12 protein-coding genes are annotated in these 13,639 nt (G+C 59.6%); all 12 read left to right on the top strand.

Features of this window, described 5'->3' with window-relative positions:
• Nucleotides 1-572: flagellar assembly peptidoglycan hydrolase FlgJ (gene flgJ, locus HX846_RS02535; RefSeq protein WP_178964922.1), on the top strand; the 572-nt coding region annotated here is incomplete at its 5' end.
• 10 nt (nucleotides 573-582) lie between these two features.
• On the top strand, nucleotides 583-2,619 hold the full coding sequence (gene flgK, locus HX846_RS02530; RefSeq protein WP_102604682.1) for a flagellar hook-associated protein FlgK: 2,037 nt from the start codon (nucleotides 583-585) through the stop codon (nucleotides 2,617-2,619).
• A 14-nt stretch (nucleotides 2,620-2,633) separates the two neighbouring features.
• Nucleotides 2,634-4,217, top strand: coding sequence for a flagellar hook-associated protein 3 (locus HX846_RS02525; protein ID WP_003214602.1), 1,584 nt, complete (start codon nucleotides 2,634-2,636; stop codon nucleotides 4,215-4,217).
• A 303-nt stretch (nucleotides 4,218-4,520) separates the two neighbouring features.
• A complete protein-coding gene (locus tag HX846_RS02520; protein ID WP_008434856.1) occupies nucleotides 4,521-5,450 on the top strand; it encodes a ketoacyl-ACP synthase III in 930 nt (309 codons plus the stop codon).
• A 266-nt stretch (nucleotides 5,451-5,716) separates the two neighbouring features.
• Nucleotides 5,717-7,168, top strand: coding sequence for a flagellin (locus HX846_RS02515; protein WP_102369677.1), 1,452 nt, complete (start codon nucleotides 5,717-5,719; stop codon nucleotides 7,166-7,168).
• Between the two features lie 74 nt (nucleotides 7,169-7,242).
• Nucleotides 7,243-7,602: a flagellar protein FlaG gene (locus HX846_RS02510; protein ID WP_102369676.1), complete on the top strand. Its 360-nt coding sequence runs from the start codon at nucleotides 7,243-7,245 to the stop codon at nucleotides 7,600-7,602.
• Between the two features lie 80 nt (nucleotides 7,603-7,682).
• A complete protein-coding gene (fliD, locus tag HX846_RS02505; RefSeq protein ID WP_102369675.1) occupies nucleotides 7,683-9,074 on the top strand; it encodes a flagellar filament capping protein FliD in 1,392 nt (463 codons plus the stop codon).
• 129 nt (nucleotides 9,075-9,203) lie between these two features.
• Nucleotides 9,204-9,599 carry a flagellar export chaperone FliS gene (gene fliS / locus HX846_RS02500; RefSeq protein WP_003214591.1) on the top strand — a complete coding sequence of 132 codons (396 nt, stop codon included), beginning with the start codon at nucleotides 9,204-9,206 and terminating at the stop codon, nucleotides 9,597-9,599.
• Between the two features lie 24 nt (nucleotides 9,600-9,623).
• Nucleotides 9,624-9,920 carry a hypothetical protein gene (locus HX846_RS02495; RefSeq protein ID WP_008434847.1) on the top strand — a complete coding sequence of 99 codons (297 nt, stop codon included), beginning with the start codon at nucleotides 9,624-9,626 and terminating at the stop codon, nucleotides 9,918-9,920.
• Nucleotides 9,921-10,091: 171 nt separating this feature from the next.
• A complete protein-coding gene (locus tag HX846_RS02490; protein WP_003214588.1) occupies nucleotides 10,092-11,567 on the top strand; it encodes a sigma-54 dependent transcriptional regulator in 1,476 nt (491 codons plus the stop codon).
• 110 nt (nucleotides 11,568-11,677) lie between these two features.
• A complete protein-coding gene (locus HX846_RS02485; RefSeq protein ID WP_102604700.1) occupies nucleotides 11,678-12,889 on the top strand; it encodes a PAS domain-containing sensor histidine kinase in 1,212 nt (403 codons plus the stop codon).
• A 6-nt stretch (nucleotides 12,890-12,895) separates the two neighbouring features.
• On the top strand, nucleotides 12,896-13,639 hold a 744-nt coding region (locus HX846_RS02480), incomplete at its 3' end, for a sigma-54 dependent transcriptional regulator (protein WP_178964921.1).

Here is a 13,639-nt window from a genome sequence, read left to right as displayed (position 1 = left end):
TACCGCCTCGCGGGCAGATGCAGGTTTACGGCCGCGCCGTCGCCCAGCCACCGCTGGCACCGGCGAAGAAAGCCTTCAGCTCGCAGGATGAATTTGTCGCCACCATGTTGCCGATGGCCAAGCAGGCCGCTGCGAGGATTGGCGTCGATCCACGCTACCTGGTGGCCCAGGCCGCCCTGGAAACCGGTTGGGGTAAATCGGTGATGCGTGCCGAGGACGGCACCAGCAGCCACAACCTGTTCGGTATCAAGGCCGGCCAGAGTTGGCAGGGCGAACAGGCCCGGGCGATCACCAGCGAGTTTCGCGATGGCGCGATGGTCAAGGAGACGGCGCAGTTCCGTTCCTACAATTCCTACCAGGACAGCTTCCATGACCTGGTCACGTTGCTGCAAAGCAATGATCGCTATAAAGAAGTTGTGAAATCAGCCGACAACCCGGAACAGTTTGTGCGCGAGTTGCAAAAAGCCGGTTATGCAACCGACCCGGATTACGCCAGCAAGATTTCGCAGATCGCAAAAACGATGAACAGCTACCAGAACTACGCTGCCGCGGGCGCTTCCACTCATTTATAAGGTCTGAATCATGAGTTTGCTCAATATCGGGATGTCGGGGCTCAATGCCGCCCAGGGATCGTTGTCGGTCTTAAGTAACAACATCGCCAACGTCAACACCCCGGGATACTCGCGTCAACAGAGCGCTCAGACCGCGAATGCGTCGAACGCCTACGGCGGCGTATTTATCGGCACCGGTACGACCCTGGCGGACGTGCGTCGGGTGTACAACCAGTTCCTCACCACGGCTTACCAGAACAGCACGGCACTCGACAGCGATGCCAACGCCTACCTGGACCAGGCCAGTGCCATCGACAAGACCTTGTCGGATTCCAACACCGGCATGTCTTCGGTGCTCAGTGCTTTTTTCGCGGCGGCGCAGACGGCTTCTGCCACCCCGGGCGACGTGTCCGCGCGCCAATTGCTGCTGACCAGCGCCCAGACCCTGAGCAACCGCTTCAACTCCATTTCCGGCCAGTTGAACCAGCAGAAACAAACGATCAACAGTCAGTTGAGCACCATGACGGACCAGGTCAACAAGCTGACGTCCTCGATCGCCTCGCTCAACAAGCAGATTGCCCAGGCCCAGGGGACTTCCAGCAGTGCGCCGGCCAACCTGCTGGACTCGCGTGACGAAGCGGTGCGCTCGCTCAACGAGCTGATCGGCGTTACGGCCACGGAAAAAAACGGACAGTTCAGTATTACGACCGGTACGGGGCAGTCGCTGGTGGAAGGCGGGATATCCAATAATATCTCTGCGGTACCGAGTAGCACCGACAATAGCCAGTACACCATCCAGCTCTCGATGGGCGACTCGTCCATTGACCTTGGCAATGTGGTCACCGGCGGCAGTATCGGTGGCTTGCTGCGCTATCGCAGTGACGTGCTGATGCCGGCCATCAATGATCTGGGGCGCATCGCGATTGCCACGGCAGACACGATCAACAACCAGTTGGGCCAGGGCCTGGACCTCAACGGCGAATTCGGTTCGTCGCTGTTCACCGATATCAACAGCGCGGCGGCGATTTCCCAGCGCAGCCAAGGGGCCGCCGGCAACAGCGCGGGGTCTGGCAACCTGAATGTCACGATCAAGGACAGCAGCCAGCTGACGACCTACGACTACAAAGTCACGTTTACCAGTGGTAACCAGTACAACGTCGTCCGCTCCGACGGCAAGGCCATGGGTTCGTTCGACACCACCACCACGCCGCCGCCGGTGATTGATGGCTTTACCCTGGCACTGGACGGCAAAGGGCCCATGGCTGCCGGTGACAGCTTCAAGGTCAGCCCCACGGCCAACGGGGCCACGGGCATCGGTGTCGACCTGAAGGACGTCAACAAGCTCGCCTTCGCGGGCCCCTTGGCGGGGAACGCAAGCAAGACCAACACCGGCACCGGTACGTTCACACCGCCTCAGCTGACTGTGCCGCTGGATATTCATGGCGGCGCTGATACCGCCCAGTTGCGCGCCGGCATCGAAAACTCCATGCCGGTAAAAATGCTCTTTGGCAAGCCGGCCGCCGACGGCACCCAGTCGTATACGGTGAGCGACGCGCAAGGCAATCCTATCGGCAGTGGCACCATCATCCCGGGCCAGGGCAACAAGATCAGCATCAACGTACCGATGCGCGATGCTTCGGGTGCGTTGATCCCGGGCAAAAGCTTCAACTTCGACACCACGGTCGGCGGCTCGCCTGCCAATGGTGACAGCACGACTTTCTCGTTCAACGCTTCGGGCACCTCCGACAACCGCAACGCCCAGCAATTGCTGGACTTGCAGACCAAGGCCACCGTGGGCGCCAGCGACGGCAGCCCGGGTGTGAGCCTGGTCAGCGCCAACGCCCGACTCGTGTCGCAGGTGGGCTCCAAAGCCAGCCAGGCCGCTACCGACTCCACTGCGACGGGTGCGCTGTTGGCAGCGAACAAGGCGGCCAGCAACTCGGTGTCCCAGGTCAACCTGGATGAAGAGGCGGGTGACATGATCAAGTTCCAGCAGTACTACACCGCGTCGTCGCAGATCATCAAGGCTGCGCAAGAAACTTTCAGCACACTGATTAATGCCCTTTAAAGGAGTCTGGGACGATGCGTATTTCTACACAGCAGTATTTCGACACCAGCGCCAGCAAGTACCAGACGAACTATTCCGGTGTGGTGAAAGCCCAGGACCAGGCGAGCAGCGGTATCCGGGTGCAAACCGCCTCCGATGACCCGGTCGCCGCCGCGCGCTTGCTGCAATTGCAGCAACAGAAAGACATGCTTGGCCAGTTCAACGGCAACATCAACACCCTGCAGAACTCGCTGACCAACGAAGAATCGGTGTTAAAGAGCATCAACACCGCCTTGCAGCGCGGTAATGAACTGGCGCTGCGTGCGGCCAACCAGTCCCTGAGCGATGACGATCGTAAATCCATCGCCAGCGAAGTGGGCGCGCTTGAGGACCAGGTGCTGGGCTTGCTCAACTCCAAGGATGCCAACGGCAACTACATGTTTTCCGGGTCGAAAACCGACACGCCGCCTTACATCCGCAATAACGACGGCACCTACACGTATCAGGGTGACGAGACGCCGCTGAGCTTGCAGATCTCGGACAATCTGTCGATGGCGGGGGGCGACACCGGTAAGTCGATGATGGAAAGTTCGACCAACACCGGTCGCACCCAGGCTACGTTGTTGCCGCCTGCGGTCAATGACGGCAAGGTTGCGGTATCGGCGGGCACGGTGACCTCCGGTGTCACCTACACCAAGAGTTTTACCGACGGCCAGCCCTACAAGCTGACCTTCAGCAGCAGCACGCAGTATTCCGTGACCGACAAGGACGGTAACGACGTTACCTCGGAGATTCCCGGCAACGGCACTTTCGACGCGACCAAAGAGGGCGCATCCAGCGTCAACCTGCGCGGCGTCAAGTTCGATATCAGCCTGACGCTCGGCGCGGACGTTGCGCCCGGCGCTGACTCCGACGCACTGGTGGCGGGCAAGGCGTTCACCCTGCAATCCAAGCCGGACACCTTCAGTGCTTCGCGTTCGCCAGGCAACGCGTCGACTGCACAAGTGACCGGTGGCCAGGTGACGGATCAGGCGGCCTACGCCAGCACCTTCCCTGATACCGGTGCGGTGATCAAATTCACCAGCGGCACCACGTATGAGGTGTATGCGCAGCCCTACAGTCCGAACAGCAAGACCATCGCGACCGGCACCATGGCTGCCGGTGCCACCTCGATCAACGCGGCCGGCGTGACGTTCGACATCAGTGGTGCGCCAGGGGCGGGCGACCAGTTTGCGGTAAGCGCCGTCAGCAACAAGAACGAAAACGCCCTGGACACATTGAGCCAATTGCGCAAAGCCCTGGAAACGCCGGCTGACGGCAACCTGGTCGCGCAGAACAACCTCAAGGATGTGGTGGCCAAAACCATCGGCAACCTGAACAACGCCAGTTCACAGATTGACCAGGTGCGCGGCTCCATCGGTGCTCGCCAGAATGCCCTGGATCTTCAAACGGATGAGAACACCAGCCTGGGGACTGCCAATACCAACACCATGAGTTCCTTGGGCAACGTCGACATGGGTCAGGCGGCGATCAACCTGCAGCTTCAGCAAACCATGCTGCAGGCCTCTCAGTTGGCCTTTGTGAAAATCTCTCAGTTGAGCCTGTTCAACAAAATGTGATGTCCGCGGCTGCAAACCGGCGGCTCACCCTGGAAACGGGGTGGGCCGTTGTGGTTTTTGGCGTTTGTATGTCCCCGTGTTTCGCACAAAGCGCAGAAAATTGAGTGACCTGTGAGTCATAAAGCGCATCTTCACTGTATCGTGTGAAAAGGATAGGTCGTCGCCAGGTCTCTGCGAGGGCCTGCCGCCAGGGTACAAAGGCGGTTTTCGGCGAGTTTTTTGCGGGGTCATCCCCATTATTGTCAGCACCCGGCGACGTGTCTCGCGGGGTGTTCTCCAGCTATTTAGTATTGGGAAGCCACAATGATTGGCATAAAAAGCATCGCCAGTTACGTGCCGGCAGACGGGATTGATAACTACGCCCAGGGTGCCAAATTCGCCAAGGATGAAGAATTCATCATTGGCAAGATCGGTTCGGCGTTCCTGCCGCGCAAGGATGCCGCGCAGGAAACCTCCGATCTGTGCGTCGAGGCGGTCAACGCCTTGTTTGCCAACAACCCCGGTTTGAAGCGCGAGTCCATCGATGCGCTGATCGTCGTTACCCAGAACGGCGACGAAGAGGGCTTGCCTCACACCGCCGCCATCGTCCAGGACAAGCTGGGCCTGCCGACGCACGTGGCGGCCTTCGATATTTCCCTGGGCTGCTCGGGCTACGTCTACGGCATCTATGCGATGAAGGGCTTCATGGAGGCTACCGGCCTGAAGAATGGCCTGCTGGTGACCGCCGATCCGTACTCGAAGATCGTCGACCCGGAAGACCGCAACACCACCATGCTGTTCGGCGATGCCGCTACCGCCACCTGGATGGGTGAAGACGCGCCGTGGCAGTTGGGCAAGTCCAAGTTCGGCACTGACGGTTCCGGTGCGCCGCACTTGAAGGTCAGCGATGGCGTGTTCTTCATGAACGGCCGCCAGGTGTTCAACTTCGCCTTGCTCAAGGTGCCGGCGCATTTGCACGAGCTGCTCAACGAATCGGACCTCAAGGCTGACGAGATCGATGCGTTCTGCATCCACCAGGGCAGTGCGGCGATTGTCGACGCCGTGGCCCGGCGTTTCGAAGACGCGCCGGTGGACAAGTTCATCAAGGACATGGTCGAGACCGGCAACACCGTGTCCTCAAGCATTCCGCTGCTGCTGGAAAAGCACATGCTCGACTCCACCTGGAAGCGCGTCGCCATCAGTGGTTTTGGTGTGGGGCTGTCCTGGGGCTCGGCGATTTTGCACCGTCCTTGACGACTTAAAGGCGCTGCACAAAAAAACGCCCATGATCGAAAGATCATGGGCGTTTTTTATTTGGCGCCAGAAAGCCAACAATTGCTGGGGTTTGGGCTATCGTAAATGCTTGAATTAAAAGGGGTGGCACGGCGCCAGTAAAAAAAATCAAAAAAGTCCTCAAGCAACCTGCTTTCACGACGATAACTATTACGAAGGTTCTCTAGGCCACACCCGGCGGTTGCCAGGGCCGGAAGCCGCAGTACACCACCCACGAGGATTTCGTCATGGCATTAACAGTAAACACCAACCTTGCTTCGTTGACCGTTCAGAACAACCTGAACAAGGCTTCCAGCGCCCTGCAAACTTCCATGCAGCGCCTGTCCTCCGGCCTGCGTATCAACAGCGCCAAAGACGATGCGGCCGGCCTGCAAATCGCTGGTCGTCTGACCAGCCAGATCAACGGCCTGGGCGTTGCCATCAAGAACGCCGGTGACGGTAACTCCATCGCGCAAACTGCTGAAGGCGCGATGCAGCAATCCACCAACATTCTGCAGACCATGCGTTCCCTGGCTCTGTCGTCCGCTAACGGCTCCCTCAGCGCTGACGACCGTAAGTCGAACCAGGCTCAGTACGCTGCTCTGACTTCTGAATTGACCCGTATCGCTTCTACCACCACTTTCGGTGGTCGTAATCTGCTGGACGGTTCTTTCGGTACTACCGCTTTCCAAGTGGGCGCCAACGCCAACCAGACCATCAACATGAGCCTGGGCAACGTATCGGCTAACAACATTGGTTCGCAGCAGCTGCTGTCCAATGCTCCGACACCAGGCGCCGGTATTGCAGGCGGCAAAATCACCGTTACCGGTGGTGGCCAGGTATCTGATGAACTGACCATTGCCGCAAAAGCCTCGGCCAAGGATATCGCTGCCCAGTTGAACGGCGCAGTCGGTGGCCTGCAGGCTACCGCTAGCACCGAAGCCAAGTTCACTGTGCCTACTACCTTCCCGGCGGCCACTCCAAGCGGAGCGTTCACCCTGACAGTCGGTAGCGGTACTACTGCTCCTAAAGTTTCGTTCACCGGCATCACCAGCGCTGCTGACCTTGCCGGCCAACTGAACTCCAACGCTGCCAAGCTGGGCATCAGCGTTAACTTCGATCAGTCGACCGGCTCTCTGTCGATCAAGTCCGACTCGGGTGAGAACTTCACCTTCTCCGCAGCTGACACTGGTGGTGCGACCATCGGTGTTCAGACCAAAGGCGGCGATGGCAAGTTTGGCACCGCAGCAAACCTGTCTACTACTACTGACGTGATTGCCACCGGCGCTGTAGCCTTGAACTCCAGCTCCAGCTACTCCCTGTCTGGCGACGGCGTTCCCGGCGTGTTCGGTGACGGGACTGCAACCGCTGTTAACTCGGCTAAAGTCGTTGTCAGCAACACTGACGTGACCACCGCTGCCAATGCTCAGAGCGCTGTTGACGTGCTGACCCAGGCACTGTCCACCATCGACTCCCAGCGTGCTGACCTCGGTGCTGTACAAAACCGTTTCGACAACACCATCGCCAACCTGCAGAGCATCTCGGACAACTCCACCGCTGCTCGTGGCGTGATCCAGGACGTTGACTTCGCTTCTGAAACCGCTCAGTTGACCAAGCAACAAACCCTGCAACAGGCTTCGACTGCGATCCTGTCCCAGGCGAACCAACTGCCATCCGCTGTACTGAAGCTGCTTCAGTAATAACGGCGCTTGGTAACTGACGGAAGGGCGCGTTTACGTGCCCTTTTGTCTTTTGTCTAATGAGGTGATTGGTCATGGACATGAGCGTCAAACTGAACCTGTCTTACCCTGCGGCAGCGCCACAGAATGCACCTGCTCCTGTCAGTGCCGATCCGCAGAAACCCAAGGTGGACGCCGTTGCTGGCGCGAAAGATGCCCAGCAGCCATCGAGCCACACCGACTTGAAAAAAGCGGTCAACGACATAAACGAATTCATCCAGGCTGCCCAGCGCAAACTGGATTTTTCCATTGATGACTCCACCCACCAGGTTGTGGTCAAGGTCATTGCGACCGAAAGCGGTGAGGTCATTCGCCAGATTCCTTCGGAATTGGCCCTGAAACTCGCCCAGAGCCTTCATGACGCCAGCAGCTTGCTGTTTGACGCCAAGGTCTAAACTGGCATGAACTTTGTTGCGAAAACTGCCTAGAGCGTGATTCGTCAATAAAGCATCAGCCCCGGATTAGGAGAAAGACGATGACAGTCGTAGCAGGTCTAACGGTCAACGGCCCGGGTACGGGTATCGATGTGCAAGGCCTTGTGAAGTCGTTGGTGGGGGCGCAAACCGCACCCAAGCAAGCGCAGATCGATAGCCAGACCAAAATATCCACTGCGCAACTGACCTCGATCGGCAAGATCCAGGCGGCCCTGGATGCGTTCCGGGGCGCGCTGGACAACATGACCAAGACCGTCAACTTCAGCGGCCTGAGTGCGACGGTTTCGAACGACAAGCTCGCGACGGTCACGCTGGGCCCGGGCGCTGCGGCCGGCAACTTTACGTTGAACGTTACCAATTTGGCCACGGCGTCCAAAGTCTCCACGGCAGTGATTCCTGGTGGGCCGACGGCGGTTGTCAATTCCGGGGCTTCGGCGACGGTGTTTACGGTCTCCCAATCCGGCAAGGATTACAGCGTCAGTGTGCCGCCGGGCGGGACCCTTCAGCAGGTGCGTGACTCGCTCAATACGCAGTACGGCAATTCGGGCTTGAGTGCCAACATCCTGACCGACTCCAACGGTTCCCGGTTGGTGGTCACGTCCTCGACTACCGGTAAAGGTAGTGACATCACCTTCAAGGGCTCCTCGGGCCTGGATACGGGCGCGACGGTCGTGGGCGCGGCACCGGTGAACGCCGTGTATACTCTGGACGGCAGCCCTCAAGAGTCCACGAGCAATACCCTGCCCGACGCAATCAGTGGTGTGAGCATCACCTTGACGGGGGTTTCGGCAGCTGCCGACGGCCTTAACGGCGCTTCGACGATCAAAGTGTCTGCTAACGCCGCCACTCTTAAGTCGGCAGTCAAGGGTTTCACGGACACTTACACGGCGTTGGTCAAGGCTGTGAATGCCGAGACCCAGGTCACTACCAATGCCGACGGTTCCGTCACGCCAGGCGCGCTCACCGGGGACAGCTCTGTGCGTACCATGATGGCGTCGATACGCAATGTGATGAACTCGGTGACCGGTAGCGGCACGTTTTCATCCCTGGCGCAGTTTGGCGTGACCACGGACCAGACAGCGGGCACGCTGAGCGTCAGTGATGTGGCGTTTGACAAGGCCGCCCTCACTAACGGCTCTGACATCAACAGCATCTTCACTGGCCCCACAGGGCTGTTGGCAAGCCTGACGAATGCCACCGCCAACTTTGCGCTGAGCAAGACCGGGGTGTTCGCCCAAAAGTCCACGACCCTGCAGGACAATCTCAGGGACTTGACCAACCAACAGACCGCCCTGAACACGCGCTCTGATGCCCTGACGGCCTCCCTGACGGTTAAGTACAACGCGATGGACTCCCTGGTTGCGCAGCTCAAGGCTCAAGGCGACAGCGTCATGACCACCCTCAACTCGCTGAACAATCCGAAGTCCACCTGATTGGCGGATGGATAAAGCCCGCCGAAGGCGCTGAGTCAAAGCGCCAGGCGGGCTAAAGTTTTGTGTAACGCCGTCGACATAATAATCAGCGTCCACCCTTTTAGCTGTCGCCTGTCACGAGGTAGAAACATGAATCCCATGAGAGCCCTTCGCCAATACCAGAAGGTCAACACCCACGCCCAGATCTCCGAAGCCAGCCCGCACCGCCTGGTGCAGTTGCTGATGGAAGGCGCACTGGATCGTATGGCGCAGGCCAAGGGTGCGATGGCTCGCGGTGATATCGCGCAGAAGGGGTTGATGCTGGGCAAGGCGGTGGACATCCTCGTCGGGTTGCGTGACGGCCTGAACCCCGAGAAGACTCCGGACCCGATTGCACTGCAGCAGTTGGATAACCTGTATGCCTTCATGACCATGCGCCTGCTGGAAGCCAACCGTCAGAATGACGCTGCGATGATCGATGAGGTCGCAGGTCTGATGATTACGCTCAAGGAAGGCTGGGATGGTATTGCCACAGAGGTACAGTAGGCCGTAAGGCCTGAGGACGATGTCATGAGCCAAGCATTGCAAAAAATCGACGAGACCCGTGAGGCGCTGTCCGAGGCGTTGGCTGAACGCAACTGGGGGGCGATCGGCGAACTGGATTTGGGCTGCCGCGCGTTGATCGATGCTGCGCTCAACGAGGATTCGGCGGATGAGGCAGCCATTCGGGCAAAACTGGAAGACTTGCTTTCGGTCTACCAGCAGTTGCTTGAGGCGACGACAGGGGAGCGACAGGCTATTTTCGAAGAGATGTCGCAGTTCAACCGAGCTAAACATGCGTCAAAGGTTTACCATATGTTCGGCTGAAGGCTCAGTTAATCCGAACACCGCGCGTCATAAATTTGACTGTGCACGATTTTTTGACTTAACTAGTGCTATTTTCAGACGTCAGAAAGCCGTAGCGCAGAAAATGCCTACAGCAATCTAGATTGCCCCAACTCGAGGGCATTAGAGTTTTACTAGGGAAGTTGCTATTGCATGTGGCGTGAAACCAAAATTCTGCTGATCGATGACGATAGCGTTCGGCGCCGCGATCTGGCGGTGATCCTGAATTTTCTTGGCGAAGAAAATCTACCCTGTGGCAGCCACGACTGGCAGCAGGCGGTCAGCTCTTTGTCGTCGAGCCGCGAAGTCATTTGTGTGCTGATCGGGACGGTAAACGCTCCTGGTGCAGTTCTGGGCTTGTTAAAGACACTGTCGACCTGGGATGAGTTCCTTCCGGTGTTGCTGATGGGCGATATTTCTTCCGTGGACCTTCCGGAAGACCAGCGCCGCCGCGTGCTCTCCACCCTTGAAATGCCCCCCAGCTACAGCAAATTGCTCGACTCCCTGCACCGTGCCCAGGTCTACCGCGAGATGTACGACCAGGCCCGCGAGCGCGGCCGTCACCGCGAACCCAACCTGTTCCGCAGCCTCGTCGGCACCAGTCGTGCGATCCAGCACGTGCGCCAGATGATGCAGCAAGTGGCCGACACCGACGCCAGTGTGCTGATCCTTGGCGAGTCGGGCACCGGCAAGGAAGTGGTCGCACGCAACCTGCACTACCATTCCAAGCGTCGTGACGGGCCGTTCGTGCCGGTCAACTGCGGGGCGATCCCGGCAGAACTGCTGGAAAGCGAACTGTTCGGCCACGAGAAGGGTGCCTTTACCGGGGCGATCACCAGCCGTGCCGGGCGTTTTGAACTGGCCAACGGCGGCACCCTGTTCCTCGACGAAATCGGCGACATGCCGCTGCCGATGCAGGTCAAGCTGCTGCGGGTATTGCAGGAGCGCACCTTCGAGCGCGTGGGCAGCAACAAGACCCAGAGCGTCGACGTACGCATCATCGCGGCCACCCACAAGAACCTCGAAAGCATGATCGAGGTCGGCAGCTTCCGCGAAGACCTGTACTACCGCCTCAACGTATTCCCGATCGAAATGGCGCCCCTGCGCGAGCGCGTCGAAGACATCCCGTTGCTGATGAACGAGCTGATCTCGCGCATGGAACACGAAAAGCGTGGTTCGATTCGCTTCAACTCGGCGGCGATCATGTCACTGTGTCGCCACGGCTGGCCGGGCAACGTCCGCGAGTTGGCCAACCTGGTGGAGCGCATGGCGATCATGCACCCGTACGGGGTGATCGGCGTGGTCGAGCTGCCGAAGAAATTCCGCTACGTCGACGACGAAGACGAGCAATTGGTGGACAGCCTGCGCAGCGACCTGGAAGAGCGCGTGGCCATCAACGGCCACACGCCGGACTTCGGCTCCACCGCCATGCTGCCGCCGGAAGGCCTGGACTTGAAGGACTACCTCGGCAGCCTCGAACAAGGCCTGATCCAGCAGGCACTCGACGACGCCAACGGTATCGTCGCCCGTGCCGCCGAGCGCCTGCGCATCCGGCGTACCACCCTGGTGGAGAAGATGCGCAAGTACGGCATGAGTCGCAAGGAAGGTGATGAACAGGCGGATGATTGACGCCTGTTTTTCAACTGACTGAAAACTAAGCCTATTTTTTTAGGCACGGGTATTGCTACAGCACTCGCAACGTTCCGTTTAACTGACGGTCAGCCAAGCGAGAGAGCATGATGCCCCACGCCGCCCAACTATCTTCGGTCCCTGACACTCAGGGGCCGGCCCCCTCCGTAGAGCAGATCAGCCGTCTGGGGCTTGAACAGGCTTTTTCCCTGTTCAACCAGATGTCGAGCCAGTTGACTGACTCCTACAGCCTGCTGGAAGCCCGGGTTTCCGAGCTTAAAGGCGAGTTGGCCGTGGTCAGTGCCCAGCGCATGGAAGAGCTGGCCGAGAAAGAGCGACTGGCCAACCGTCTGCAAAACCTCCTCGACCTGTTGCCCGGTGGCGTGATCGTCATCGACGAGCAGGGCCGTGTGCGCGAAGCCAACCCGGCGGCCTGCAACATGCTTGGCCTGCCGCTGGAGGGCGAGCTGTGGCGTGAGGTCATCACCCGCTGCTTTGCCCCGCGGGAAGACGACGGCCACGAAATTTCCCTCAAGGATGGGCGCCGCCTGTCCATCGCCACGCGTTCCCTGGATGCCGAGCCCGGCCAGTTGGTGTTGCTCAACGACCTGACTGAAACCCGGCACCTGCAAGACCAGTTGGCCCGTCATGAGCGCTTGTCGTCTTTGGGGCGAATGGTCGCTTCCCTGGCCCACCAGATTCGTACGCCATTGTCGGCCGCGCTGATTTACGCCAGTCATTTGACTGATGAGCAATTGCCCGCCGCCACCCACCAGCGTTTTGCCGGTCGCCTCAAGGAGCGCCTGCACGAACTGGAGCATCAGGTGCGCGACATGCTGGTGTTTGCCCGCGGCGAATTGCCGCTGACCGATCGCGTCACCCCGGCCGCCTTGATGCAGTCCCTGCAAGCGGCGGCCGCCACTCATATCCAGGAAGCGTCAGTCCGTTGGCAGTGCGACAGCCATTACGGCGAGTTGCTGTGCAACCGCGACACCCTGGTGGGCGCGCTGCTCAACCTGATCGAAAACGCGACCCAGGCCAGCGGCCCCGGGGCGCGGCTCAAGGTGCACCTGTACAACCGTGGCGAGACCCTGCGCCTGAGCATCAGCGACAGCGGCAGCGGGATTGACCCGGCAGTGCTGCAGCGCCTCGGCGAGCCTTTTTTTACCACCAAGACCAACGGGACCGGCCTGGGCCTGACCGTGGTCAAGGCAGTCGCCCGTGCACATCAGGGAGAATTGCAGCTGCATTCCCGGTTGGGTCGTGGCACGTGCGCGTTGATCACGCTGCCGCTGTTTTCATGCGCCGTCAGCGCGGAGTAAAAGGTCATGGCTATCAAGGTTTTATTGGTTGAAGACGATCGCGCCCTGCGTGAAGCATTGGCTGACACGCTGTTGCTGGCGGGCCATGACTATCGGGCGGTCGGTTCTGCCGAAGAAGCCCTGGACGCGGTGGAGCAGGAGTCCTTCAGCCTGGTGGTCAGCGACGTCAACATGCCGGGCATGGACGGACACCAGTTGCTCGGCCTGTTGCGTGCGCGCCAGCCGCAACTGCCGGTGCTGCTGATGACCGCCCACGGCGCCGTGGAGCGTGCCGTCGACGCCATGCGTCAGGGCGCTGCGGATTACCTGGTGAAACCCTTCGAACCCAAAGCCTTGATCGAACTGGTCGCCCGGCATGCCCTCGGCACCCTGGGCGCTGCAGAGGGTGAAGGCCCGATTGCCTTCGAACCGGCCAGTGCGCAATTGCTGGAGCTGGCGGCCCGTGTCGCCCGCAGCGACTCCACCGTATTGATCTCCGGCGAGTCCGGTACCGGCAAGGAAGTGCTGGCGCGCTACATCCACCAGCAGTCCCATCGTGCCAGCCAGCCGTTCATTGCGATCAACTGCGCGGCCATTCCCGACAACATGCTCGAAGCCACCTTGTTCGGCCATGAGAAGGGCTCGTTCACCGGCGCCATCGCGGCGCAGGCCGGCAAGTTCGAACAGGCTGACGGCGGCACCATCCTGCTCGACGAAATCTCCGAAATGCCCCTGGGCCTGCAAGCCAAGTTGCTGCGGGTATTGCAGGAG

Origin of the sequence: Pseudomonas sp. K5002 (assembly GCF_013386655.1) — a bacterium.
Taxonomy (GTDB): domain Bacteria; phylum Pseudomonadota; class Gammaproteobacteria; order Pseudomonadales; family Pseudomonadaceae; genus Aquipseudomonas.
This window is presented reverse-complemented; position numbering and strand designations above follow the sequence as displayed.

Coding starts and splice junctions, on each gene's coding strand:
- flgK (WP_102604682.1), top strand. CDS start 583: ATGAGTTTGCTCAATATCGGGATGTCGGGGCTCAATGCCGCCCAGGGA.
- HX846_RS02525 (WP_003214602.1), top strand. CDS start 2,634: ATGCGTATTTCTACACAGCAGTATTTCGACACCAGCGCCAGCAAGTAC.
- HX846_RS02520 (WP_008434856.1), top strand. CDS start 4,521: ATGATTGGCATAAAAAGCATCGCCAGTTACGTGCCGGCAGACGGGATT.
- HX846_RS02515 (WP_102369677.1), top strand. CDS start 5,717: ATGGCATTAACAGTAAACACCAACCTTGCTTCGTTGACCGTTCAGAAC.
- HX846_RS02510 (WP_102369676.1), top strand. CDS start 7,243: ATGGACATGAGCGTCAAACTGAACCTGTCTTACCCTGCGGCAGCGCCA.
- fliD (WP_102369675.1), top strand. CDS start 7,683: ATGACAGTCGTAGCAGGTCTAACGGTCAACGGCCCGGGTACGGGTATC.
- fliS (WP_003214591.1), top strand. CDS start 9,204: ATGAATCCCATGAGAGCCCTTCGCCAATACCAGAAGGTCAACACCCAC.
- HX846_RS02495 (WP_008434847.1), top strand. CDS start 9,624: ATGAGCCAAGCATTGCAAAAAATCGACGAGACCCGTGAGGCGCTGTCC.
- HX846_RS02490 (WP_003214588.1), top strand. CDS start 10,092: ATGTGGCGTGAAACCAAAATTCTGCTGATCGATGACGATAGCGTTCGG.
- HX846_RS02485 (WP_102604700.1), top strand. CDS start 11,678: ATGCCCCACGCCGCCCAACTATCTTCGGTCCCTGACACTCAGGGGCCG.